At 64.4% G+C, this 21220-nt stretch carries 27 protein-coding genes; all 27 read right to left on the minus strand.

Features of this window, described 5'->3' with window-relative positions:
• Positions 1-3: 3 nt before the first annotated feature.
• A complete protein-coding gene (locus tag E0E29_RS19430) occupies positions 4-1521 on the minus strand; it encodes a peptidoglycan recognition protein family protein (RefSeq protein WP_130850764.1) in 1518 nt (505 codons plus the stop codon).
• Positions 1518-1967, minus strand: a complete 450-nt coding sequence (locus E0E29_RS16695; RefSeq protein ID WP_130850765.1) for a hypothetical protein — start codon at positions 1965-1967, stop codon at positions 1518-1520. Before E0E29_RS16695 ends, E0E29_RS19430 begins: the two co-directional genes overlap by 4 nt.
• Positions 1960-2163, minus strand: coding sequence for an XkdX family protein (locus tag E0E29_RS16700; RefSeq protein WP_130850766.1), 204 nt, complete (start codon positions 2161-2163; stop codon positions 1960-1962). Before E0E29_RS16700 ends, E0E29_RS16695 begins: the two co-directional genes overlap by 8 nt.
• Positions 2156-2413, minus strand: a complete 258-nt coding sequence (locus E0E29_RS16705; RefSeq protein WP_130850767.1) for a hypothetical protein — start codon at positions 2411-2413, stop codon at positions 2156-2158. The genes E0E29_RS16700 and E0E29_RS16705 overlap by 8 nt, the downstream gene beginning before the upstream one ends.
• Positions 2414-2434: 21 nt before the next feature.
• Positions 2435-4090, minus strand: coding sequence for a glycine-rich domain-containing protein (locus E0E29_RS16710; RefSeq protein ID WP_130850768.1), 1656 nt, complete (start codon positions 4088-4090; stop codon positions 2435-2437).
• Positions 4091-4094: 4 nt separating this feature from the next.
• Positions 4095-4634, minus strand: a complete 540-nt coding sequence (locus E0E29_RS16715; protein ID WP_130850769.1) for a putative phage tail protein — start codon at positions 4632-4634, stop codon at positions 4095-4097.
• A complete protein-coding gene (locus tag E0E29_RS16720) occupies positions 4631-5725 on the minus strand; it encodes a baseplate J/gp47 family protein (protein ID WP_130850770.1) in 1095 nt (364 codons plus the stop codon). The genes E0E29_RS16715 and E0E29_RS16720 overlap by 4 nt, the downstream gene beginning before the upstream one ends.
• Positions 5726-5737: 12 nt before the next feature.
• Complete coding sequence (locus E0E29_RS16725; protein WP_130850771.1) at positions 5738-6154, minus strand: DUF2634 domain-containing protein; 417 nt, start codon at positions 6152-6154, stop codon at positions 5738-5740.
• A complete protein-coding gene (locus tag E0E29_RS16730) occupies positions 6151-6450 on the minus strand; it encodes a hypothetical protein (protein WP_130850772.1) in 300 nt (99 codons plus the stop codon). Before E0E29_RS16730 ends, E0E29_RS16725 begins: the two co-directional genes overlap by 4 nt.
• Before the next feature lie 9 nt (positions 6451-6459).
• Positions 6460-7446: an XkdQ/YqbQ family protein gene (locus E0E29_RS16735; protein ID WP_130850773.1), complete on the minus strand. Its 987-nt coding sequence runs from the start codon at positions 7444-7446 to the stop codon at positions 6460-6462.
• The gene (locus E0E29_RS16740) at positions 7439-8206 is read right to left on the minus strand and encodes a LysM peptidoglycan-binding domain-containing protein (protein WP_130850774.1); all 768 of its coding nucleotides are present in this window, start codon (positions 8204-8206) and stop codon (positions 7439-7441) included. Before E0E29_RS16740 ends, E0E29_RS16735 begins: the two co-directional genes overlap by 8 nt.
• A complete protein-coding gene (locus E0E29_RS16745) occupies positions 8206-10332 on the minus strand; it encodes a tape measure protein (RefSeq protein ID WP_130850775.1) in 2127 nt (708 codons plus the stop codon). Before E0E29_RS16745 ends, E0E29_RS16740 begins: the two co-directional genes overlap by 1 nt.
• 155 nt (positions 10333-10487) lie before the next feature.
• On the minus strand, positions 10488-10877 hold the full coding sequence (locus tag E0E29_RS16750; protein ID WP_130850776.1) for a phage tail assembly chaperone: 390 nt from the start codon (positions 10875-10877) through the stop codon (positions 10488-10490).
• A 12-nt stretch (positions 10878-10889) separates the two neighbouring features.
• A complete protein-coding gene (locus E0E29_RS16755) occupies positions 10890-11330 on the minus strand; it encodes a phage tail tube protein (protein ID WP_130850777.1) in 441 nt (146 codons plus the stop codon).
• A 118-nt stretch (positions 11331-11448) separates the two neighbouring features.
• A complete protein-coding gene (locus E0E29_RS16760; protein WP_130850778.1) occupies positions 11449-12567 on the minus strand; it encodes a phage tail sheath C-terminal domain-containing protein in 1119 nt (372 codons plus the stop codon).
• A gap of 4 nt (positions 12568-12571) precedes the next feature.
• Positions 12572-13039 (minus strand): DUF6838 family protein, encoded by a 468-nt coding sequence (locus E0E29_RS16765; RefSeq protein ID WP_130850779.1) that lies wholly within the window; start codon positions 13037-13039, stop codon positions 12572-12574.
• A gap of 3 nt (positions 13040-13042) precedes the next feature.
• Positions 13043-13594 carry a hypothetical protein gene (locus E0E29_RS16770; RefSeq protein WP_242622538.1) on the minus strand — a complete coding sequence of 184 codons (552 nt, stop codon included), beginning with the start codon at positions 13592-13594 and terminating at the stop codon, positions 13043-13045.
• Positions 13591-14157 carry a hypothetical protein gene (locus E0E29_RS16775; RefSeq protein WP_130850780.1) on the minus strand — a complete coding sequence of 189 codons (567 nt, stop codon included), beginning with the start codon at positions 14155-14157 and terminating at the stop codon, positions 13591-13593. Before E0E29_RS16775 ends, E0E29_RS16770 begins: the two co-directional genes overlap by 4 nt.
• Positions 14158-14160: 3 nt before the next feature.
• Entirely contained in the window at positions 14161-14472 is a 312-nt protein-coding gene (locus E0E29_RS16780) for a head-tail connector protein (protein WP_130850781.1), read from the minus strand.
• 4 nt (positions 14473-14476) lie between these two features.
• Complete coding sequence (locus E0E29_RS16785) at positions 14477-15721, minus strand: phage major capsid protein (RefSeq protein ID WP_165449945.1); 1245 nt, start codon at positions 15719-15721, stop codon at positions 14477-14479.
• A 13-nt stretch (positions 15722-15734) separates the two neighbouring features.
• Entirely contained in the window at positions 15735-16433 is a 699-nt protein-coding gene (locus E0E29_RS18330; RefSeq protein ID WP_165449946.1) for a hypothetical protein, read from the minus strand.
• The gene (locus tag E0E29_RS16790) at positions 16434-17723 is read right to left on the minus strand and encodes a phage portal protein (RefSeq protein WP_242622569.1); all 1290 of its coding nucleotides are present in this window, start codon (positions 17721-17723) and stop codon (positions 16434-16436) included.
• Positions 17724-17725: 2 nt separating this feature from the next.
• Positions 17726-17905, minus strand: coding sequence for a hypothetical protein (locus E0E29_RS18335; protein ID WP_165449948.1), 180 nt, complete (start codon positions 17903-17905; stop codon positions 17726-17728).
• A 33-nt stretch (positions 17906-17938) separates the two neighbouring features.
• Complete coding sequence (locus E0E29_RS16795; RefSeq protein WP_130850784.1) at positions 17939-19741, minus strand: terminase large subunit; 1803 nt, start codon at positions 19739-19741, stop codon at positions 17939-17941.
• A gap of 3 nt (positions 19742-19744) precedes the next feature.
• Positions 19745-20251, minus strand: a complete 507-nt coding sequence (locus tag E0E29_RS16800) for a phage terminase small subunit P27 family (protein WP_165449949.1) — start codon at positions 20249-20251, stop codon at positions 19745-19747.
• Positions 20252-20450: 199 nt separating this feature from the next.
• Positions 20451-20816, minus strand: a complete 366-nt coding sequence (locus tag E0E29_RS16805; RefSeq protein ID WP_165449959.1) for an HNH endonuclease — start codon at positions 20814-20816, stop codon at positions 20451-20453.
• Between the two features lie 150 nt (positions 20817-20966).
• The gene (locus E0E29_RS16810) at positions 20967-21164 is read right to left on the minus strand and encodes a cysteine-rich KTR domain-containing protein (RefSeq protein WP_242622539.1); all 198 of its coding nucleotides are present in this window, start codon (positions 21162-21164) and stop codon (positions 20967-20969) included.
• Positions 21165-21220: the final 56 nt, after the last annotated feature.

Genomic DNA, 21220 nt, shown 5'->3' on the forward strand with positions numbered 1-21220 from the left:
CCTTCAGAGCGAGTCCGCCCACTTGATGAGCAGCTGCTTCACATTGTCGGCGGAGTAGTCCCCGCCCTTCCAATAGTCGGGGCTGTCGATGAGCCCGGCAGCAGAGAGCTTGTCCACGGCGGTGTCCAACTCGGACACGTCCTCCCCTTCCAGAGCGATCTTCACCGCCGCCCGGAAGTCATCCATGCTCCTGCCGTGCCGGGGGAACCAGTGGCTCACGTCGGCGTGGTTGGAGGCGATGCCCAGGGCGTGGCCCTCGCTGTGGTCCAGGACGTCGGTCATGGGGTCCAGTCCGTAGGTCTCACACAGGTGGGCCGTCAGGGCCACCGCGTGGCTCCAGGCGGCCGCAAAGTAATCCTGGGTCTCCGCCGGGTCGTAGGCCAAATACGAGTCCTCCCGGTCCGCCAGGGCGGAAAGAGTAGCGGGGCCGCAGGAGCCGTCCACCTCCAGGCCCAGGTCCTTCTGGCAGGAGCGCAGTGCGGCGTCGCAGCCGGGACCGAAGCTGCCATCGATGCCCTTGGGATCGTAGCCCCGGGCGGTGAGCTCCCGCTGGAGCCGCTCCACCGCCCAGCCGGTGTCGCCGCGTTTGAGGGGTTCCCACTCCTCCGGCAGGAGCCGGCACTCCTGGGGCTCGCAGATCTCAAAAGCGATATGGGTTCCGTTGGCCGTGCCCGCCTGGCTGCCGGCGTGGCCGCCCCGGGCAGTCCAGGGTAGGGTCTGGAGGGTAACGGTGTCGTCCACAATGGCGTGGGCAGCAGCCTGCGCCGTGGGGGTGTCCCAGCTCTGGGCCAGGGCCTGGGCCATGATGCCGGGAGTGGCGGTGGAATGGACCATGACTCCCTTGGTGGTGATGGTCCGGCCGCTGGTGTAGCAGGGGTTTCGGGTCATCATGCGCTGCGTGATGCCGTCCATGGGCGTCTCCTCCTCTTTCTTCAGCCAGATCAGGATGAGGTTTTGGGACGGGTCCTTGCCCTCAATGATGGTCCCCGCCTCCCGGTCGTAGTAGTTGACCTTCCGGCCACCGTCACCCAGAATGAAGTCGTTCCAGCCCTGGGACTTGGCCCAGGCCCGGAGTTCCAGGGGCGTTATGCCGTCAGACCCGTCCGGGAAGGCCACCAGGGCCAGAGCGCCGTCTTTGAGGCCCCAGCCGGTGCGCCCTCTCCGTCCACCTACGTCGGCGCCGAAGATCATGGGCTGGTCCTGCCCGTGGTAGATGCCGGCGCAGTTGGCGATGTAGTTCTGACAGGCCGAGAGCCCACCCTTGGACACCACGTCCACGGTCACGTCGGGACCCTGGTCCCAGCACAGGGCGGGGTAGGCGTACTCAGGATCATACTCCACCACCTGGCCATCGGCCTTCAGCGGGCAGACGGGTTTCCAGTCCGGGCCGTAAAAGTTCCCGGTGATGGCCAGGTCAGGTCTCTCCCGCTCCACGATGGCGGAGAGGGACAGCCTGTCCTTGTTGATGTAGATCTTCATGGACCGGATGCGGTCTGTGGGAATGTATCTGGTGTAGATCATGCCAGCACCTCTTCCCACCCCTGTGGGTATGCGCTGGGAGACCAGGTATTGGTATCAATGGTGGAGCGCCAAGTCTTTCCACTCTCAGTGCAGCAGTCCCCTTTCATATATGGGCTGGTGGCCAGCTCAATGAATGGCAGTGCCTTGGCCGGGTCCTTGGACCAATAAAAGCCCCACTGGGCCGGCATGTCCTCCGGCTCCTGAGTGTAGGTCTCGCTGTCGTACACCTGGAGAAGTTTGACCACACGGCCTGCTGTGGATCGGCAAAGGAATCCCACCGGCCGCTCCAGCATGTTCTTGACGGCCTTGGCTGCTGCAAAGTCCGGGATTTTCCCCTCCTCGGCGTAGATGGCCGTACCATCCATGGTGGCTGCCCGACCCTGGAGGTCAGCGGCATCGGCCAGCCCCTTCTCGCGCATGGCTGTCAAATAGAGCTCGTTACTCATAGCTGTTAACCCCCTCCTTGTAGGCGGCATCCAGTTCCGCCGTAGCGATGGAATCTTCGGGCACTGGGCCGGTAGAGCTTCCGCCCTTGATCTCCTCCGCCTGATCCTCGGTGAGGACGCCCAAGGTCACGTAGCGACCCAGCTGCTCGTCCGTCACGTAGCCCTTGTCATACCGGGCCTTGATGGTCTCATACATTGACCGTTCCTCCTTCTAGTTGAGTGAGCTGGAGCTCCGTCATCATCTGCCCCTGGGCGATCTGCTCCAGCTGGAGCTCTGTGATCTCCTGCCCTAGGAGTTGGGCTTCGGTGGGAGGCGGTGTCCAGGTGTCTCCGATGTCAAAGACCCGGTCATCTGCGATGGCACCGAAGATGGTGGGGTCGGCATCCTCCTCCAGGACGATGGAGTTTATAACCACGTTTTGCTTATCTATTACGTAGTAATACAAGAATTCAACCTCCCATCCAATTTAGTGCCAAAAACGTGCAGTAATCACACCGCGGTAACCATCTCCACCTGTTCCCATATTAAAATTATTGTCAATTGCGCCACTGCCTCCTCCGCCGCCTGGACCTTTTCCAGAATATCCTTGTATATGCGACGTAGTACCACCAGCGCCACCATACTTGGCACCACCCTGACCCTGTGAGTTGCTCATATTACGTCCTGCTCCGCCTCCACCACCGTACAGTACAGTTTCCGTAAAAGAAGAATATCCCTGAACCGTTCCATCCTTTCCTTTTGTATCTGAGGCCGAACCGGTTCCATATCCTCCCTTTCCATTGCCAGCTCCACCACTAACGGTGCCACCCTTTCCACCTTCTGCTGTGACGTCGCCAATAGTAGTTGTTCCGCCGATATAACCGCTACCAGTTGATGTTGTGCTTCCTTTTCCGCCAGCTCCTATTACCACCGGAATGACTGTTTCTGGAGTGAAAGGAAACTGTTCTTTCAACGTAACATATCCGCCACCACCAGCGCCGCCACGGTCTCCACCAGAGCCTCCTCCTCCACCGCCAACAGCACAAACATCCATGCGAGTACAAGCATTGCTGACGACAATATTTTGTGATGTGGTGATTTCAGTAAAATCCTTCAAATTGATTGTCATGCTATCGTTTGTTACATCGCCGGATTCTGCTGTTATTGATTTTGACGGGTTCTCTAAATCAATATAATTTTTGCCTAGTGATACGGTAGCAGTACCGCCGCCTGGAATGGTAATGCTTGCTTTCCCGCTTCCGTTGGTAACAAAAGTATTTGTTGTTACTCCGTTGGTAACATTCAATGATATATTCCCAGCCGATTTTCCGTTAGAAAATGTAACGGTTAAGTTTACAATCCCGTCGTTTCCGATGAGTTTGTTTATTTTTTCAACAGCTTCTTTTGCACTGGCAGCAGTTAAGTCAATCGCTATCTGGACGTTATTAGCGGCTACACCAGATACAGAGTTGTTATAGGGCACCTGCTCCGCCGTCACCCCGTGTGGGTTTTCCTTGTTGTCGGTGTGTGCAGTCAGCTCCTGCTGCACTGCCGCAGCGCTCCCAGCCGGGTCGTAGTCCATCTTCGGCAGCTGCTCCTCCGGGACCTTGCCATCGCTGCCCAGCGTCGCCACCCCGCCGGGCTTTCCCTTTTCCGAAGTGGGGATATAGTTCAATCCACCAAGATCCTTCTCGGTCAGAAAGCCACCTGCAGGATACTCCAAGGTAACGGATACCTCCCCGGTCACAGCGATGGCCACCGGGAATCGGTGGACGTCCAACCCCTCTGAGGCAGGTTTTACCGGCTGTGGCGCATCACCCAGGCTACCGTAGTAGAGCAGAGCGGCGGGATCGTCTCCCACATGGGCGGAGATCCCGAACTCAGAAAGGGCAAAGCCAGCCTCCAGCCCCCCGTTCAAGTCGTTTCGGTATTCCACCGTCATGGAGATCTGATTCCCGGATACCGCCGGAGCGGTGCTGGTGGCGGCAGCCACCGGGTCGATGAGGGTGTTGAGGGCTTTGGCAGCCGCAGCGCTCTCCACCACTCCCCTGCCCACCATCACGGCGTCCAGGACCAGCGCCTCACCCGCTGCTGCTCTGGCCAGCATGGCCTCACCGGCGGTGGTAATGACAAATCCATACATACTGTTACACCTCCATAGGCATCAGGGTCGTCTCCTGGATGGTCCAGAAGGCCCCGCCCGTCCGTGCCTCGGTCAATAGGCGGGAGAGTTCAAAGGTGAACCACCACGCCAGATGGGCCGGCTTGATCTCATTGACGGCCGCTCTCGGCCCATCCAGGTCCTCCGGGATAGCGGCCAGTCCGGAGAGCACTACCTCAAACTGGCAGGATGCGGCGTGCTCGATGACGGACACCTGCTCCGATTGAAAACCAAAGGAGGCCACCACAGCAGCTACAGTTTCTGCGGTGGTGGTCCCTTGTCCCCGAAGTTTGGCCTTGATCCGTCCTCTCCGGTAACTGTAAAGGCTGGTCCGGTCCACTGTAAGGCCCACCCAGGCCTCCCACAGGTCCAGCCCCCAGGTGGCGGAATCCACCCAGAGCTGGGCCAGCACATCGCGCTCCGCCTGCTTCAGGCTATCCGTCTCCAGGCTGAGCACCCGCTCCAGCTCTGCCACCGGAGGACTCGCTCGGTAGTATTCCGGGAGCCGATCGATGAGCATGCTCATGATACCACCACCTCACCCAACACAGGGATTTCATCCTTCTGGATGGTCAGATCTTCCATGCCTCCGTTCACGGTCAAGGCCGAGAAGTTCTCTACACCCGGGAGATTGAGCAGAATGGCCAGCACCCGGTTGTAGAGCATAGTGTAGGGCAGATCCTCGTCCGGATCGTAATATACGGCAGAAAATTTCCCGTCGATCAGGCTATGGCAGTGCTCCTCCAGTCCGGCGCGAAAGGCCGTCTCCACCGCTGTGCGGTCGGCACCTGGTGCCAGGGTAACGGTAGCGGCTACCGTCACATCCAGGCGCTTTGCCGCCGCCACCGTTACCGCAGCGCCGATGGGACGCTCCTCTCCGATATGGTCATCCACCGCTGTCACGATCTCTTCAGCGGGCGGCTCGTAATTGCTGTCCACCAGGGTGACCGACACCGTTCCGGGCCCGTCCGGCAGCTCCACCACCTTGGCATTTCCAACGCCGGGGACCTCCAGGGCCCACTGGCGGTACTGGTAGCCGTTGCCACTGGTGGGCGGCCGCTGCACCCGCTCCTGGATGCGGGCGAGGAGGGCGGCGTCACTCTCCTCATCGGTTCCCCCTTCCGCCGCCTCGTTCCGGTATCCGGTGAGCCCGGGAAGGTTGACATACATCCGGCTGATGGTTCCGGCCTCCACGTTGTAGACGCTGCCCACCTGGGCGGCCTCCAGGCGGCCGGAGCCGGTACCGGCGTCTCCCAGCACCACCTGGGCCATGAGGGTGAAGGAAAGCCCTCCGGCGGTCAGGAAGGCGGTCCCGGCGGGGATGGTCAGGCCGGGGGTGCCGGTAAAGGAAATATCACAGTAGGCCCGTGTGCCGGACCTGCGGGTGATGTTGTAATACTGCCGTCCCACCAGGTCGATGTAGCCCCCGGAGCTCTCGTCCACAAAGAGCATGGAGGGGACGGCGCTGAGGGCCTGGTAAACCCGGCTGATCTCCTCGGCCACAGGCCCGGACACACCGTCAGCGAAGCCGCCTGCCATGGAGGAGAGCCCCTGGTCCTCCCGGATGGCGGAGAGGATGCGGGCCTTGACGGCCTCCACGGTCTGATTTTCGTACATCGCGCTCCCTCCTTATATGCTCAAATCCGTCTTACCGTACACGGTGGACATGGTCACGCTGATCCTCAGCGTAGAGCCCACCAGCCCCTCCACCGTGGCCGTGGCGGCGGTGATATAGGGGCAGACGGTGAGGGCCTCCTCCACATACCTGGCGGCCTCGCTGCGCCGGGTCTCGGCCCGGTAGGGCTGTCCGATGAGCCGCTCCAGCTCGCAGCCGTAGTCCCAGGAGTTGTAGCTGAAGCGGTACCGGGCGGTCTTGACGGCCCGCCAGGCCCAGCTTTTCACCGCCTCCAGGCCGGTCACCACCACCGGCTCACCGCCGGAAAAGCGGGGAATGCCCAGCTCATAGTCCATGGCCACATCCCGGTACAGGGGCAGGGCGGCGGGCCGTGCCGTCTCCCCGGGAAAGAACGGGAAAAGCTGTCTCACTGCCACACCGCCTTTTTTAAGATATAGTAATCCTGGTTGTCGTCGCTCACCAGACAGATGAGCCGGTCACCGGCCCGGAGGAGATGCTCCTCCCCCGTGTCGGTGGTCCACTGGTAGCTGAGGTCGGTGGGCACGCCGATGCCGTTCTGGTCCAGGGTCATACCGTTGCACACCACCTGGAGCTTACCGCCGCCGGCCTGCTCCACCGTACCGAAGAGCAGCGACATCCGACTCTTGGGCCGGTCATCGTCCGACCCGCCCAGCATCCCGGCCAGAGCCGCGTAGATCTCACTCATGGCATCCTCCTAGTCCTCGCTCCCCGCCTCGGTCTCGTTCATGAGGTTCCGGAAGTTGAGAGAGAGCTTGCAGAAATACTGTCCGTTCTTCCAGGTGTGGGTGTCGCTGTCGATCCAGCACAGGCCCACCGCCCCGGTGCTGTTCTCCCGGAGGAGGACGGCGTTGCCGGTGATGAGGCTGGGGTCTCCCAGGCATTCCACCGTCATATTCTGCTGGAGTCCGTTGTCCTCCAGTTCCGCCTGAGCCTCCGGCCCCTTGTCCTCCCCGTCCCGCTGGGTGAGGATGGACTGAAACCGCCCGTAGAGGGCGGCGCTCTCGGCGTCCTCCACAGTCCGGATGAGAACACCGCCGCTGGAGTAGATGGCCACCGCATTGGTGAGCCCGGAGATGTCCTCCCGGACGTTGAGGGTCTGGAGGTTCTTGCCCGGCGCGATCTCCAGGGCGGCGGCAGAGGGCTTCTCCACCACCTCCAGAGCGCCGGCGCCGTTGAATCGTGCCAGGTACCGCCGCCCGTTCTGCTCCCCGGCCAGAGTGTAGAGGGTATCCACGATCTTGGAGAGGGCCGTGCCGGGGAACTTCCGGGTGACGGAGACCCCGGTCTGGGCCAGAGTCCCCACGGGCACGCCAAAGTCGGCGCACAGGGCGGCCACGGCCTGCTCCGGCGTCGCACCGGAGAACTGGTACCAGCCCTGGTTTCCCGCCAAAAACCGCCCCCGGTCCTGGGCGGTGAGGGAGAGAACGCTGCTCCCGGTGGCCTTTTCCCGGGCCACCAGGTGGCCCAGAAAAACCTGGTCGCCGTCCACCGTCAGGTGGATCTCCGCCCCCAGGTCGCAGGGGGGCGTGGGAAGGCTGCCATCGGTTGGGACGGCAGCCTGGATCTCCAGGGACCGGCATACCTCCCGGAGGCTCCCGGTCCAGTTCAGGGTCATCACCCGCTGGGTGAGGTCCCAGGTCTCCCCCTGCCGGGAGAGGAGGGTGAGCCGGTAATCAGCCAAAGTACGCCTCCTCCTTCTTGAGCTGCACCGCCCACCGTTTGGCGTCGGCGTCCCAGGTGGTGGTAGTGGCCGCCGCCGTCCTGGCGCTGGGCGGCTTCTCTGCCGCCGCCGGCAGGGCGTCCATGGGCGGGATGGTGAGGGTCCGGCCGGGCTGGATCAGATTGGCGTTGGGGATATCGTTGGCCGCCGCCAGCCGCCAGCACAGGGAGCCGTCTCCATAGTAGGCCTTGCTGATTGCCCAGAGGGTGTCACCGCTCTGAACGGTGTAGGATCGCTGGGCGGCCGCCCCCGTGGCGCTCTCCCGCACCGTCGCCCCGGTCCCGTCGGCCTGGGCAGGAATGACGGGGGTCTCCGGACGCTGGTACTGCCGGTAGGTGATGTCGGCATAGAGGTCGTTGGTGCCGTCCTGCTCCCGATAGACCACCCCCTCCAGCAGCACAGAGGCATTGACGGGGGTGCCGCTCACCAGCCACCGGAGGACGGTCCCCTGGTCGATCCACCGCTCCAGCTGCTCCAGGTAGGCCCAGGGGTTGGTCCCCGCTCCCGGGGACAGGAAGGGATAGGCCTGGGCGGGAAGGATACAGTCGGTGAGGGTGGCAGACCCCATTTTCTTCCCGCCGAAGAAATTGAGGTCGCCCAGCTGGTCCACCCGCACCGTCTCCAGGATGGCCTCGTGGGGCCACTGGTAGGAGGCCGGGGTCACCGGCAGCACCAGCTCGGTGCCGGTGACCTCGTCCAGGAAGGTGATGAGCCGCAGCATCAGCGCACCCCTCCCCTCTGGGCCAGCTCGACCTTGCGGAGGATGGCCGCGGCGATGGCGTCCACGTCCTCATCCGTCCGCACCGACCAGCTGCCGGTGACGGTGATCTGGATGGGACTGGAGGTCTTTCGGTCCATCTCCCTGGCCTCCCGTGCCGTCAGCACCCGCTCGCCCTCGTGGAGCAGCGCGGCATAGTTGTCGTAGGGCACCCGGTCCAGACCAGCCGCATGAGGCGTATAGAGCGTGTCAGTGTTGCTCTCTCGCACCCAGTCCTGATAGGAGGAGGAAATGGCACGGCCGCTCTCGCCAAGGGGGTGGTTGTCCGCCCAGGCGGCCGCCATGCCCTTGGAGTACTCCAGGCCCATTTCATACCCGGCGTCCCAGTAGTCGCTTTTCAGACCGGTGTCCGCCCGGATTCCGGCTATCAGCGCCTTTTCCGATTCCAGCGCCAGCTGGGCGCCCTCAGAGGCGTTGTACTCGTTCAGGGCCATGACCCTGGCCTCCGCCAGGGCACGGCCCATCTCGGCAGCGTCTCCTTCCACCTGGGCTTTTTGGTACTCGTTGGTCAGATCATTGAGCCGTTTCTGTGCCTCCTCGCTGAACAGCGTTGTTTCTGCGCCGCTCATAACTGCGTCCAGAGCTTCTCGCTGAAATTGTTCCTTCTGATTCTCCAGAGAGGCCTGCCAGGCGCCGATGGCCTTGTTGGCCTCCTGCTGGGCCTCGCCGCTCACCCCGGAGAGCCACTCCGTCTGGGCCTGGAGGCCCTTGGCCCGCTCCGCGTTGTAGCCTTCCCCGTAGGCGGCGTCCATCTCGGTCTCCGCGTCGGCCAGGGTGGAGGAAAGGCCGGAGAAGGTCCTGGACATCTCGTCCATGGCTCCCGCGTACTGCTCCAGCCCCTGCTGGATGATGGACACCGCCTGGGTGCCGGAGATGGAGCCCTTGGAGATCATGTCGTAGACCTCGCCCTGGCTCACACCCAGGCTCCCGGCCAGCATACCGATGACGTCCACGCCCCGCTCCTGGAACATGTTGAGGTATTCCAGACTGGCCTTGTCGCTGGACTGCATCCGGCTCAGGGCCTGAGCCATGACGGACATGTCGGAGGCGCTGACGCCTACGGCGCTGCCGGCGTTGCCGATGCCCTCCATCAGATCCAGCATCCGCTGGGGGTCGGAGCCAAAGCCGGTGGCCAGCGCCCGGGACATGGCGGTAAGGTCGCTGTACTCCATGGGCGTCTCCGCCGCCATGGCCCGCAGGTCCTTCAGGTACTGGTCCCCTATGCCCTCCCCCAGCAGCTTGTTGAAGGCGATGGCGTCCAGCTCCCGCTGGGCGGCCACCGAGGAGCCGGAAGAGATGGCAGAATCCCGCTCTGAGGTCTGCTCCTCCGCCGCCTCCTGGACGTAGGACTGGAAGGCGCTGTCCCGTCCCTCGTAGATCTGACTGGCGCCGGAGGCCAATCCTACCCCGGCGCCGATGGCGGCACCAACGGCGGTACCTACTCCCGGAGCGATCATAGAGCCGATGGCCGCCCCGCTGCCGGCGCTCCCAAGCACGGAAGAGAAAAGGCTCCCGCCGCTGCTCCCCAGAGCAGAGCTTGCCAGCGTCCCCGCCCACTGTCCGGCGGTGTCGCCAAGCATATCGTAGAGCCCGGCTTTTCCCAGAGCGGCGAGCATTCCCACCGCTCCGGACAGGCCGCCCGACCGGTTATCCATCCGGCTGGCCGCCGCCTCGGTCTCTCCGATCCCCCGGGCGGCCTTTCTGGCCTGCTCGTAGAGATCGTCGTAGGCCTTGGAGTTGGCCTTCAGGTTGGTTTCCGTTTCCGTGAGGGCCCGGCGCAGCTCCGTTTGCCGGTCGATGGCTTCGTCCAATGCCTTCTTGCTGGCCTCGTCGTTGAGCTTCTTATAGCTCTTCTGGGCCGCCTTGACCTGGTTGTCCGTCTCCGCCATGGCCTTCTTCAGGTCCGCGTACTTTTTCACCATGGAGTCCTGAGCCTTGTCATAGGACCTGATGCTCTCCTCCAGGTCGTCCAGGGTCTTGTCAAAGGCCTGACTGTTGCCCGCGATGGCCTTCAGCGTGGGGCTCACCCGGTCATAGAGGCTCATCACAATACCGACTTCTTCCGCCATGGGTCACCCCTCCTTGTCCGACTCGATTTCATGGAGGGCCAGCGCCCAGGTGAGATCTCTCGCCCCTTCCCCCATGCCGGCGTACATCTCCGGCGTCCAGTGATGGTGGCGGAAGAGGTAGTAGATCAGCTCCAGCTCCGGGTCGCTGCCCTCCGTCAGGCGTTTTTTACTTCATCAATGGTGGTCCGGCGGTAGCCGCACAGCTTTTCCACCGCCCGGCTCAGGTCCTCGATCTCCCCCGGCAGGAGCATGGCCTTCACCGTCTCCGCAGGAGTGGCCCCGCCGTAGCGCTCCTTGAGGGCCGGGTCCTTCAGGTCGGGCTCCACGCAGCCCTGGAGCAGGATGTGGACCGACACGTCGTCGGACAGGCTCTCCCGGAGCTTCTGCACCTTGCCGTAAGGCAGGCCCCGCAGGGTAAAGACCACATCTTCCCCGATGAGCTCACTCAGCCGCTTGACGCGGTACCGGGCGGTGGGCAGCTCCTTGAGCACGTTGGGCAGCTCCGGACGCAGCAGCAGGGAGACCAGGTCTTTCTTTTCCTCCATGCTTTTCCCTCCTTATGCCGGGGTGATCTGATCCAGGAACTCATAGCGGCCAAAGGTAAAGGGGGTCGTCACCGTCCCCACCGTGGCCGCCTGCCAGTCGGCCAGCGTGAGGTCGTCAAAGCTGACGTTGTAGACGGCCACACGCTCCGCCCCCCAGCTGTCAGGGTCCTTCAGCTTGGAGATCACCGTAAACCGGCGGTCCACGCCGTCCTGGAGGCCGCTCTGCTTCTGGGCAAAGCCGGAGTCCACCTTGTAGAGGGTCAGGCTGCCGGCACCGCTGGCGCTGGTGGCCTTGGTGTCGGTCATGAACTGGCCGCACAGGTTGATGGTCTCCTTGTTCTTGCTCACCTTCAGCTGGCAGGCGGTGCACTCGGCGATCTTCTCGCCGTCCACCCACACCTCACCGAAGGTTCCGTTGATAACTCTCTTCGCACTGTCAACGCTTGTCGCCATGTCGTCCTCGCAAACTCCTTTCCACTCCGCCCGGCTGTCCGCCGGGCATCCGTTTCAATCTGTTGCTCGTCCTCTCCCCACGGAAGCCGCTTTGCGTGGCTTTCGTGGGGACCCTAGCTTATGCCGCCAGGGTGGACGCAGCGTGGAAGATCACCTGGAAGTCCTCCATGGCGTCCACCAGCCGGCCACCGCACTTGATAAAGACCCAGCTCCCGGTCTGATACTCCTTGAGCTGCTGCTCCGTGAGGTCGGCGGTCTCCACACCCTGGGCCTTGAGCCACCGCTCCTGGGCCTCCAGGTCGATCTCCGCCCAGCTCTCCCCGGGATTGAGCACCCCGGCGCTCTCCAGATAGGAGAAGTACTCCCGGATGGCGGTGAGCAGCAGGCACTTGTTGTCGTAGGTGTTGGGATAGCGGCCAATGTACTGTCCCTGGATGGTAGTGCGCAGGTAGTAGGTGATGAGGTCCATCCCCTCCACGATCTTGATCTTGCTCCAGTCGGCGTTGCCGGTGGCCGGAATGGTGGTCAGGGAGTTGACACCCCGGCCCATCTTGGCCACCTGGCCGTCGTGGATCAGGATGAGGTTGCCCTCATTGATGGCCGTCTTCTGCTCCTCTTCACTGCGGGGCGTCACCGCCGTCAGTTCCTCCAGAGCGGCGTAGGTACAGGACATACCCATGGGGATACCCGCCAGGGCCCCGGCGATCCGGCTGGAATACTGGGCCGCTGTGTAGGTGGTATTCCCTGCTGCGATGGCGCCGTCGGTCTCCTTGAAGGAGATGATACCCGTATCATCGGGAGGGGAGGCGGGATTGGCCTCCACCAGCTTTTCGGTGAAGTAGTCCTTCCGCCGCTCCTTCACCCAGGTCTCCAGCAGGGTCTTCTCCGCCGCCGTCACGTCCGGAGGCGGGGCGATGTAGTCCAGGCTCTGGTTCTCGATGAGCTTCAGTCCGGCCTCCAGGGCGTCGGTGTCCTCGGTGCCGGGTGCGATGACCACCGCCACCACCTTGCTGGGCTGGCCCCGGTCGGTGCCGGTGAAGGCCCGGCTCAGGTAGGCCTGGTTGTCCGCCCCCAGCTCCGAGGGGATGAGGGCCGCGCTGGTGAGCTGGTGGACTCCCTGGGCCTGGGAGTCCCGTACAAAGACGCCCACGTAGCCCTTCTTGCTCCGGTTGGCCGCCGCCTGGGCGGCCTTCTGAAAGGTGATGGTCAGGCTGGGCAGCCCGATTGTCGTCGCCATAAGATCACTCCTTTGTTGAGATATTGAGTTCATAGTGCTCCATGAGGGGCACGCCGCTGGGCGGGACATCAGGATCGGTATGGGATGGCCGCCCGTCCACCCAGGAGAAGATGAGGGTCACCTCAATGAAATCAGGGGCGCCGGTGCCCCGGTTGGTCTGTACCTGGATGGCCCGGTCCTCCACCGGGAAATATCCCCGGGCAAACAGACCACAGGCGGCCTCCATGCGCTGGTTGAGGGCCTCCAGGCTGCTGTCGTGGTAAGCGTCCACCGCCTCGAAGCCGGTGAGCAGCAGGGTGACCGTCCGCCGGACCAGGGCGATGTTGACGTCCGCCGTCTCCTCCTTTTGCAGTTCCAAGGCAAAGGAGGGGCGCTTGAAATCCTTGGGGAGGTAGTTGGTGTAGACCTCCTCCCCCGGCCAGTGCTCTTGGACCCTGGCCTTCACCGCGTCCATCAGTGCTTGGGTGGTCATCCGTCACACTCCCTTCTCCTCGGCGAAGATCTCCAGGGCCTCATTGGCAGCATCAATGGCGTGCTCCTGGGCCTTCATCTTGGTCCAGGAGTAGAACATGCGGCCCTTCACATAGCGCAGACCTGTTGCCGTATTGAGTCCGGAGCGCCGGTTCCGGTTTTTCCGTGCTGTGCTCCAGGCGTAATCCTTTCTGGTGTCCGCCTTTCGTACTCCGTGGCCCCGCTCCAGCCATTTGGTGACCTGTTTGACGGTAACGGCCTGGCCGTGCCAGCTCTTGGGCTTTTTCCCAGGCCGGACCGGAGATGCCTTCTGCGGAGTCAGGGCGGCATATCCACCCCTGCTGCCGAAACGAAGCTCCTGCCAGGACCGGACCGTCCCCTTGGCGTCCGCCTCCAGGTCTGCCCTGCCGATCTGGGCATCCAGGTCCCGCTTAGTGGCCTCACCCATGGCTTTCACCGCCACAGCTCTGGCCTCCGGGAAGTCCTCCATCAGATCTTCCCAATAGGAATAGAACTTCTGGACCGCCTTCCGGTCCAGAGTCGCCTTCCGGCTCACAGGTCCGCCCTCCTCCCGATCTCGTACTCGTTCTTGAACTGGTCCAGCTCGTGGGGCGTCAGAATCTCCCAGGCCGCGCCACGGACTTCCACCAGACAGCCCGGACGCAGGGTAATGGCCTTGGGGGTCACCAACACCAGGCCCAGCTCATTGACCGACATGGGCCATTCCTGTTCATGCCGGACGTATTTCTCGGTGAGGACGCCGGGAAAGGTCATCTCGTCCGTGGTCCCGTCCGGCCTCAGCCGGACGGTATCCACGGTCACCAGAGCGGCATCCATATCCAGATGCCCCCGCCCCCGGTCCGTGATGGAGGTGAGGAAGAGGTGCTGCTCCCCCAGGCGCAGGGCGTTGTGAAGGGTGAGGGGCTGCCGCCGGATCACGATAGCGGCATCCCTTGCCCCCACGCCCACCTGGGAAAAGAGGTTGCTCTTGGCCTGTAAGGTGATGTTGGCCCAGGCCCGGCGGAGGGGCACCCATTCCCAGATCCCGGCAGTCGTCTCCCGGAGTTCCAGGACCTGGGCGGGCTTGTCCAGCTTCCCGGCGTCGATATGCTCCGCCATGGACTACACCTCCCCTCTCGGCTCGCTCAGCTTCAGCTGGTTGATGAGCCGCCGGAAGGCGGGGTTGTCCGCCACGATGGTACCGGTGATGGTAACATCCCGACGATCATAACCATCCAACACCAGATAGTTGACACACAGGTCGTACTGTGCGGCCCTGGGGGTACCGGAGGCGGGCGGGGAGATCCCCGCCCCCTCCATGTACCCCACCGCCGCGTCGTAGAGCCCCTCCAGGGTGAGGAGCTCCTCATCGGTGGGCTCCTCGATCCGGCAATAGGCCAGCAGTCTGGCCCGCCGCTCCTCGGTCAGGGCCATGGGCTCAGCCGTTGGCGGGCAGGGTGGCCACCACGAAGCCCTTGTCCACGATGAGGTTGCCGCCCACCATGGCGTCGCCCAGAATGGTGAGCATCCGCTCCACCGCCTTGACAGACTCATCCACCCGGACCGTGTAGGGGCCAAAGAGGCCCAGCTCGTAGTTCATGGGGTCGCCGTACACCATGGTCTGGATGGCGGAGGAACCCTTTTCGGAGGCGGAGAGGGCGGTGAGCTTGGAGGAGATGGAATAGGGCACGATGGTGCCGCCCTCCCGGATGGTGCCGGTGTTGGGGTTGGCGGCGTCGGGCACGATGTCGAAGAGCCGCCCCTTCTCGTTGGTGCCCCGCAGCTTGCCCAGGGCCAGCAGGTCCTTCTTGTTGAGGTAGAGCCGGCAGTTGCCGCCCAGCTCCTCGTCGCCGCCGTAGGCGAACATCAGCTCGGTCAGCAGGTCGGGGCCGACCTCCTCCACGTCCAGGCTTGCGTAGATGGGGCTGCCCGCCATGTTCTTGGCGGTCTTGATGCCGAACATGTCATTGGTGGCCTGGCCGTCGCCATTGAAGATCATCCCCACCGTGCTCCGGCGCATGGACTTCATGGCCATGGCGAGGATCTTGGCGTAGTAGTTGGCGGGGGTGAGCCGGGAGATGTTCCGGTCCACATAGCTGGTGGTGGTCAGCTCATAGGGGGCGACCTTGGCCACGCCCAGCTGGGGATCGTCGGAGGCGGCGCGGGCTGTGCCGGCGGCGGTGGTCACCTTTGCCCCCTTGGCGTCCGGCTCGGAGATCACGTAGGGCTCCAGATAGGCGGACATGCCGGTGAGATCCTGCACATACACCTGGTCGATGATAGCGCCCACGCCGTAGCCCAGGGCGTCCCGGATATCGGTGCCGGCGCCGGTGGGCTGGGCCAGGGTGCCGGTGGCCAGGGTCACGGACTTCTCGGTGTGCTTGGGGACAAAGAGGGCCTTGGCCACCTCCAGGGGAGAGAAGGTCACCTCGTGGCCCTTCATGAGCTCATTGCCCCGCTCCTCCGCCTTGTCCTTCTCCTCGGCGGGGTCGTCGGCCTTCTCCAGGAACTTCCGGTCCTGCTCCCGGACCAGGTCCTCCACGTCCTTGATCTCCTCGTTCATCTTGGTCACCTTGGCCATCTCGGCGTGGTACTCCTCCCGCTTGCCCTCCTTCAGCAGGGCCTCGGCCCCCTCCAGCAGGGCGGTGCGCTGGGTCTTCAGATCGATCAGCTTGCGTCTCATTGTGTTCCCTCCATTAAAATCTGTTTTTCTCCAGCTCCAGCAGGGCCTCGTCCCGCCAGTCCTGGCTATCTGCGCCGGGCGCTCCGCCCGGAGGGGGATCTTCCGGGCCATCCGGCCCGCCGTAGCGTTTGACCACACCGGCCGCCGGCTGGGCCGGCACCGGCAGCATGGACACCTCATAGGCGTCGGTGGCGCCGTCCAGCTCGATGTAGCAGAGCTTGCCGTCATACTCGCAGCCCTTGACGTGCTCGCACCAGGCGGTGGCCCGGTCCGTGCCGCAGATGGAGCAGACGGCCCGCTCCCCGGCGACTCCCACACTGCACTCCCGCAGCAGGCCCGTCTCGATGGCGGCGATGGTGTCGCCGTTGCCCTGGAGCCGGGGCATATAGCACCGCAGCACCAGCTGCTGTCCGCCCTCCACGCCGGGCATCTCCTCCACCCCGGCGGCGTACACCCGGGCGGTCTGGCTGCCGGCGCTCCACTTGTGGTCCAGCAGCACCGGACGGCCCACGAAGAGCTTGGCCAGGGCCTCCAGCGTGCGCTCGGTGAACCGCTCCAGGTCCCGGTCCACCTGGTTGTTGCAGGCCGCCAGGCGGAAGGTGTAGACCTCCTCCGCCGCCAGCGCCCGCAGGGCCTGGGCGCTGATGAGAGCCAGGTCCTCCTCGGTGGCCTCGGCCTTCAGGAGCCGGGCCGCTTTCATGATCTGTTCCATTCACGTCTCCTCTCCCGGGGCGGTCTGCGCCCCGGCTCGTTTCCGGCTCAGCTCCGGCCAGTCCTCCAGGGGCACATAGTTGAGGGAGGCCTTCCGGGCGTCCCCGCCGGGCACGTCGGGCCGGTCCTCCAGCTCCTCGATGTCGTTGACGGAGAACACGCCGATCTCGTTCATGGCCTTGTACCAGTCCTTCCGGGCCGAAGTGTCGCCCCGGAGCTCCGCCATCATGTTGATGCGGATCTCCAGCCCGGCGTCCACCTGGCTCTGGGTCAGCAGCTTCCAGGTTCGCTCCTCCTCGTACTGGGTCACGTTGGGGTGGAGAGTGCCCACCACATACTCGATGGCGTTCTGCTCGTTGGATCCGTAGGCCTGCTTGCCCTCCTGGAGCTTGTAAAGGGGTACTCCGAAGTAGCGGGCGATGTCCCGGACCGAAACCTCCCGGCTCTCGATGAACTGGGCGTCCTGGTTGCTCACCGACAGGGGCTTGTATTCCAGTCCGAAGTCCAGAATGGCCACCCGGTGGCTGTTGCTGGGGCCGGCGTGGATCTTCTCCCACTCACTCCGCAGCTGGTCCTTCAGGGTGATCCAGGTGCCGTCCGGCCGTTTCAGCGGCTTCCCATTCGGGTCCTTGGCGTAGCCGCCCAGGTCGCTCTCGGTGCGGAGGACGCCGGAGGGCTGGCCGCCGTTTTCGTAGTAGGAGCGCTCATACTGCTGGGCCGCCAGGCTGGAGGCGATGACCTCGCTGGCCCGGCGAAGGACCCCCACGCCCTTCAGCCCGTCCCGGGAGGCGGCTTTGTAGTGGCAGATGTCCTCCTGGGGCAGCCGCATTGGCTCCCCCGTCCAGGGATGGGTCACCGTGTACCACACCCGGCCGCTCAGGTCCCGCCAGGGCTCCACCAGCTCTCCGGGCACGGGGATCAGCTCCGTGATGCGCCCGGTGCGGGGGTCCCGCAGCACCCATTCGTAGCCGTTGCCGGTGACCAGACGGCTGGTCTCCACCACCTTCTTGGCCACAAAGGGACTCATGGCCTCGTTGGGACGCACGTTGAGGAGGCGCAGCAGGGGCAGGTCCACCCGCTGCCGTGTCTTACTGTCCATGATGTAGGAGGGCAGCTTGCCCATGGAGTCGCTGAGGATCTCGATGCACCGGTCCACTGCCGAGAGCTTCCGGGCCAGGCTCTCCCCTGCCTCGGTGCCGCTCACGGGATAGCCGGCGGCCACCAGCCCCTCTGCCGTCACCGCCTTGCTGACGGTGGGCGACCGGGCCAGCGCCCGGATGCCCTGGGTCATGCTCACGCCTCTTCCCTCCTTCCCATGGCGCTGAGCACCGCACCGGCCATGGCCAGGGCCCCGCCGGTGATGAGCCCGGCGGGCAGGTAAATGAGTCCCGCCCCCACCGCCACCGCTGCGGCGCCTGCCACCAGCACCAGGTCGGCGCTCATGCGGCCCAGCGCCTTCTTCCATCGCTTCATCCGACTCCTCCTTCCGTGTCCGACTTGGACACCCTATAAGCTGAAGCCCGGCCGCTCCATGGCCGCCGCCAGATCCGGCTTGGCCGCCTCCTTGACCATGGCCGTGGCCATAGAGATAATCCAGGCCACGGTGATGTCGATGCGGCCGGTGCTGCGGTTCTTCATGGGCTTCATGTTCTCGTTGCCGTCCACTGCGCAGCGGACGTTTCCGAAGTTCCACCGGGCGCAGGTGTTGTGCTCGTGGAGCATCTGGTGGGCCCGGATAAGGACCTCCAGCTTCTTGGTGGCGGGAGACATGCCCAGCATGGTCTGGGAGATCTCCAGCACCTCAATGCCTCCCTGCATGAGCCGCTGGGACAGCGTCCAGGACATGGCCGGGTCCAGACCCAGGGTGATGAGGTCGAAGGCGTCCGCCACCTCCCGGATGACCTCCTCCACCCGGCTGTAGTCCACAATGTCCCCCTCACACAGCTCCAGAAAGCCCGCCCGGGCCCAGTCCCGGTAGGGGACGTGGTCCCGCTGCTCGGCCTCCACTACCCCATCCTCCGGCCGCCAGGCCCAGAAGAGGGCCACCCAGGTCTCCAGCCCGGGCTGGGGCGGGAAAAGGAGCACGAAGGCGGTGAGGTCGGTGCTCTTGGAGAGGTCCAGCCCGCCGTAGCACTGCTTGCCCCGCAGCCAGTCCCGGACGGCCTGCCTGCGTGCCGGGGCGCTCAGCCCCGCCCACTCCGGGCGGTTGAACTGGGTCTTGTCGTACAGCGTGAGAGGCACCCAGCCCACCGCTTTCACGCTGATCCACTGATTGAGCCGGAGCCAGCGGAAGAGCTTCTCCGCCGCCTGGCTGCGCTTGGCCGCCTGGGCCTCCAGACGCAGGGTCCGCAGGGTCAGGTGCTTCCCCAGGGAGGGGTTGCACAGGCGCCACAGGGACTCGTCCCAGATATCCACCTGCTCCAGGGCCTCCGGGTCGTCCCCGTAGAGAGCGGTGAGGCCGTAAAGGATGGGCAGCCAGTTGGACTCATCCCGGGCCAGCAGGGCCTCTTGGGCCTCACGCAGCTCCTCCGGGGCGGCCCGGCGCAGGGAGATCACCTGCCGGGGGTCGCCGCCCTGGGCCAGGATCTGCCGCAGCTGCCGGGCGTCCCGGATGGCCGCCGCCCGCTCGTGGATCTCCCAGCCGATGCTCTTCCGGTCCGGGTCGTCTCCGGCGGTGGTAAGCACGATCCACACCGGCTGTGCGTGGGCAGCGCCGGCGGCGCCGGTCATCACGTCCCACAGGGCCCGGTTGGGCTGGGCGTGGAGCTCGTCGAAGATGACGCAGCTTGGCTTATAGCCGTGCTTGGAGAAAGCCTCGGCGGACAGCACCGCCATCAGGCCCACAGTCACCCAGCGCTTGCCGCCGTTTTCCGCCCGGCGCAGCTGCCGGTATTCGATCTGCTTCTTGGACTTGGTGATCTTCAGCTCGCCCCGGGCGATCATCTTGGCCGTCCAGGGGGCGGTCTCCAGCATGAACACCGCCGCCCGGAACACGATGCTGGCGTTGTCCCGGTCCGCCGCGCACAGGTAGACCTCGGCGTTGAGCTCGCCGTCCCCAAACAGGTGATAGAGCCCCAGGGCGGCGGCCAGCTCGCTCTTGCCGTTCTTCTTTGGGATCTCCAGATAGAGATACTGGTACTGCCGCAGCAACTCCCCGCTCTCCCCGTCCGGCTCCAGGGTGGAGTAGAAGTCCATCAGGGCGTCGCGCTGCCAGTCGTAGAGCCGGAAGGGCTTCCCCGTGTCGGTGGTGGGCAGGCGCTCCACGAAGTCGCAGACGAACTGCCCGGCCGCCCGGTCCAGCACCGCCATGGGCTACTCCCCCATAGCCCTGGCCTGCCTGGCCCTCAGGGCACGGGTGAACTCGTCGGTCTCGTCCACCTCTTTGGCGGCGTTGGCCAGGACCTCCGGCACCACCAGCCGGCAGCGGGAGGAGATGGACAGGCCCATGACCTCGGCGCACTGGCGGCACTGCTTGAAGTAGGATGCCTGGACTCCTGTCCACTCCTTGGCCAGCTTCTCATCCTTGTCCCGGATGGCGGCCGAGGCCAGCTTGTCAGCCCGAAGCCACCGATCCCGGGCCACCAGGAACTGCCCCAGCACGTCCCGGTCCAGCTCGGTGTAGAGTCCGGCCTGGCGGAGGATCTCTCCGATCTCAGAGAACTCCCGATGGAACTTCTTCAGCAGCCACCGGGGAGGCTGGGCCTTATCCGGAGGCGGCACATGGACCTCCCGGTCCCGGCGCTCGTCCTCCTCCGCCTGGGACAGGTGCTTTCGCCCGTTGGCCTTCACCAGGTCGGTGGGCTGTCTGGGTCCCGGCATGGCATCCACTCCTTTCACGCGGCCATGGGGAAAATTTCTCACACGAAGGGGGCCGCACGGTCTTGCGCCCCTCCGCCCAAAACTTTTTGGCACTGGGGGAAGGGTCCGGCAAGCCGGAGGCTTGCGGCGCCTGCGTGCGGGCGCGGCGGGAGCGCGGGCGGGCGCCCGAGCGTTCCGCCGCTTTGTTGCTCCCTCATCGTCAGAAATGGCCTCTTTTTTTGCGTTCTTCCGCCTGCTCCCGCGCCGTCTTCCGGTCATGGCAGCGCTTGCACAGGCTCTGATGGTTGGCCGGATCGATGAACAGCTGCCAGTCTCCCCGATGGGGCGTGACGTGGTCCACCACGGTGGCCCGGGTGCGAACGCCATGCCGGGCACACTCCCGGCACCAGGGCTCCCGCAGGAGCTGGGCCGGCCGCAGGTCGTCGGTCCATACGGGCAGGTTGTACCAGCCGTGGTATTCCACCGAGGCCCGGCGCTCGGCCCGCTTGGGCTTGTGCTTGGGACAGTAGCCCTCTCGGGTGAGCGCCGGACACCCGGGATGTCGGCAGGGTCGGAGCGGCTTCATGGCCACGGGCTATCACCTCCGGGCAAAACAAAAGCCAGCGCCCGACCTGGTCCCACGCTGGGGATCTTGTCGGGCTCTGGCTTCCGCTCCGGGCTATCACCTCCGGAGATGCAAAAAGCACCTGCACCGACAAGACCGCTTCAGCGCGGATCATGTGGCACAGGCACTCTGGCACAGGCACTCGTCGATATTCACGATGTGTTCGTGGCCGCAGCGTTTACAGTAGACCTGCAAGCACTTGGCCCGGGTTTCGGGGTAGATCCGGAGGACCCTCCCTTTCCCGCAGGACGGGCACATGAGCCATCCGTCCTTGATGACCAGTGTATCAGCTTTTCTTTTCGTTTGCAATGCCTCCCCCTCACTTTCTACATAGGGCGACGAATTATTAAGACTGGTTTCAAGCC

It is taken from the genome of Intestinimonas timonensis (assembly GCF_900626145.1).
GTDB classification, from domain to species: domain Bacteria; phylum Bacillota; class Clostridia; order Oscillospirales; family Oscillospiraceae; genus Intestinimonas; species Intestinimonas aquisgranensis.

Excerpts from the sequence above, each read along its gene's own strand:
- E0E29_RS16745 (WP_130850775.1), bottom strand. The coding sequence starts at position 10,332 with ATGGCGGAAGAAGTCGGTATTGTGATGAGCCTCTATGACCGGGTGAGC.
- E0E29_RS16730 (WP_130850772.1), bottom strand. The coding sequence starts at position 6,450 with ATGAGTGAGATCTACGCGGCTCTGGCCGGGATGCTGGGCGGGTCGGAC.
- E0E29_RS16710 (WP_130850768.1), bottom strand. The coding sequence starts at position 4,090 with ATGTATGGATTTGTCATTACCACCGCCGGTGAGGCCATGCTGGCCAGA.
- E0E29_RS16780 (WP_130850781.1), bottom strand. The coding sequence starts at position 14,472 with ATGGCCCTGACCGAGGAGCGGCGGGCCAGACTGCTGGCCTATTGCCGG.
- E0E29_RS18335 (WP_165449948.1), bottom strand. The coding sequence starts at position 17,905 with ATGAAGCGATGGAAGAAGGCGCTGGGCCGCATGAGCGCCGACCTGGTG.
- E0E29_RS16790 (WP_242622569.1), bottom strand. The coding sequence starts at position 17,723 with ATGACCCAGGGCATCCGGGCGCTGGCCCGGTCGCCCACCGTCAGCAAG.
- E0E29_RS16740 (WP_130850774.1), bottom strand. The coding sequence starts at position 8,206 with ATGCTGCGGCTCATCACCTTCCTGGACGAGGTCACCGGCACCGAGCTG.
- E0E29_RS16755 (WP_130850777.1), bottom strand. The coding sequence starts at position 11,330 with ATGGCGACAAGCGTTGACAGTGCGAAGAGAGTTATCAACGGAACCTTC.
- E0E29_RS18330 (WP_165449946.1), bottom strand. The coding sequence starts at position 16,433 with ATGGAACAGATCATGAAAGCGGCCCGGCTCCTGAAGGCCGAGGCCACC.
- E0E29_RS16765 (WP_130850779.1), bottom strand. The coding sequence starts at position 13,039 with ATGACCACCCAAGCACTGATGGACGCGGTGAAGGCCAGGGTCCAAGAG.
- E0E29_RS16720 (WP_130850770.1), bottom strand. The coding sequence starts at position 5,725 with ATGTACGAAAATCAGACCGTGGAGGCCGTCAAGGCCCGCATCCTCTCC.
- E0E29_RS16760 (WP_130850778.1), bottom strand. The coding sequence starts at position 12,567 with ATGGCGACGACAATCGGGCTGCCCAGCCTGACCATCACCTTTCAGAAG.
- E0E29_RS16805 (WP_165449959.1), bottom strand. The coding sequence starts at position 20,816 with ATGAAGCCGCTCCGACCCTGCCGACATCCCGGGTGTCCGGCGCTCACC.
- E0E29_RS16695 (WP_130850765.1), bottom strand. The coding sequence starts at position 1,967 with ATGAGTAACGAGCTCTATTTGACAGCCATGCGCGAGAAGGGGCTGGCC.
- E0E29_RS16715 (WP_130850769.1), bottom strand. The coding sequence starts at position 4,634 with ATGAGCATGCTCATCGATCGGCTCCCGGAATACTACCGAGCGAGTCCT.
- E0E29_RS16795 (WP_130850784.1), bottom strand. The coding sequence starts at position 19,741 with ATGGCGGTGCTGGACCGGGCGGCCGGGCAGTTCGTCTGCGACTTCGTG.
- E0E29_RS16775 (WP_130850780.1), bottom strand. The coding sequence starts at position 14,157 with ATGGCGGAGCATATCGACGCCGGGAAGCTGGACAAGCCCGCCCAGGTC.
- E0E29_RS16800 (WP_165449949.1), bottom strand. The coding sequence starts at position 20,251 with ATGCCGGGACCCAGACAGCCCACCGACCTGGTGAAGGCCAACGGGCGA.
- E0E29_RS16750 (WP_130850776.1), bottom strand. The coding sequence starts at position 10,877 with ATGGAGGAAAAGAAAGACCTGGTCTCCCTGCTGCTGCGTCCGGAGCTG.
- E0E29_RS16700 (WP_130850766.1), bottom strand. The coding sequence starts at position 2,163 with ATGTATGAGACCATCAAGGCCCGGTATGACAAGGGCTACGTGACGGAC.
- E0E29_RS19430 (WP_130850764.1), bottom strand. The coding sequence starts at position 1,521 with ATGATCTACACCAGATACATTCCCACAGACCGCATCCGGTCCATGAAG.
- E0E29_RS16785 (WP_165449945.1), bottom strand. The coding sequence starts at position 15,721 with ATGAGACGCAAGCTGATCGATCTGAAGACCCAGCGCACCGCCCTGCTG.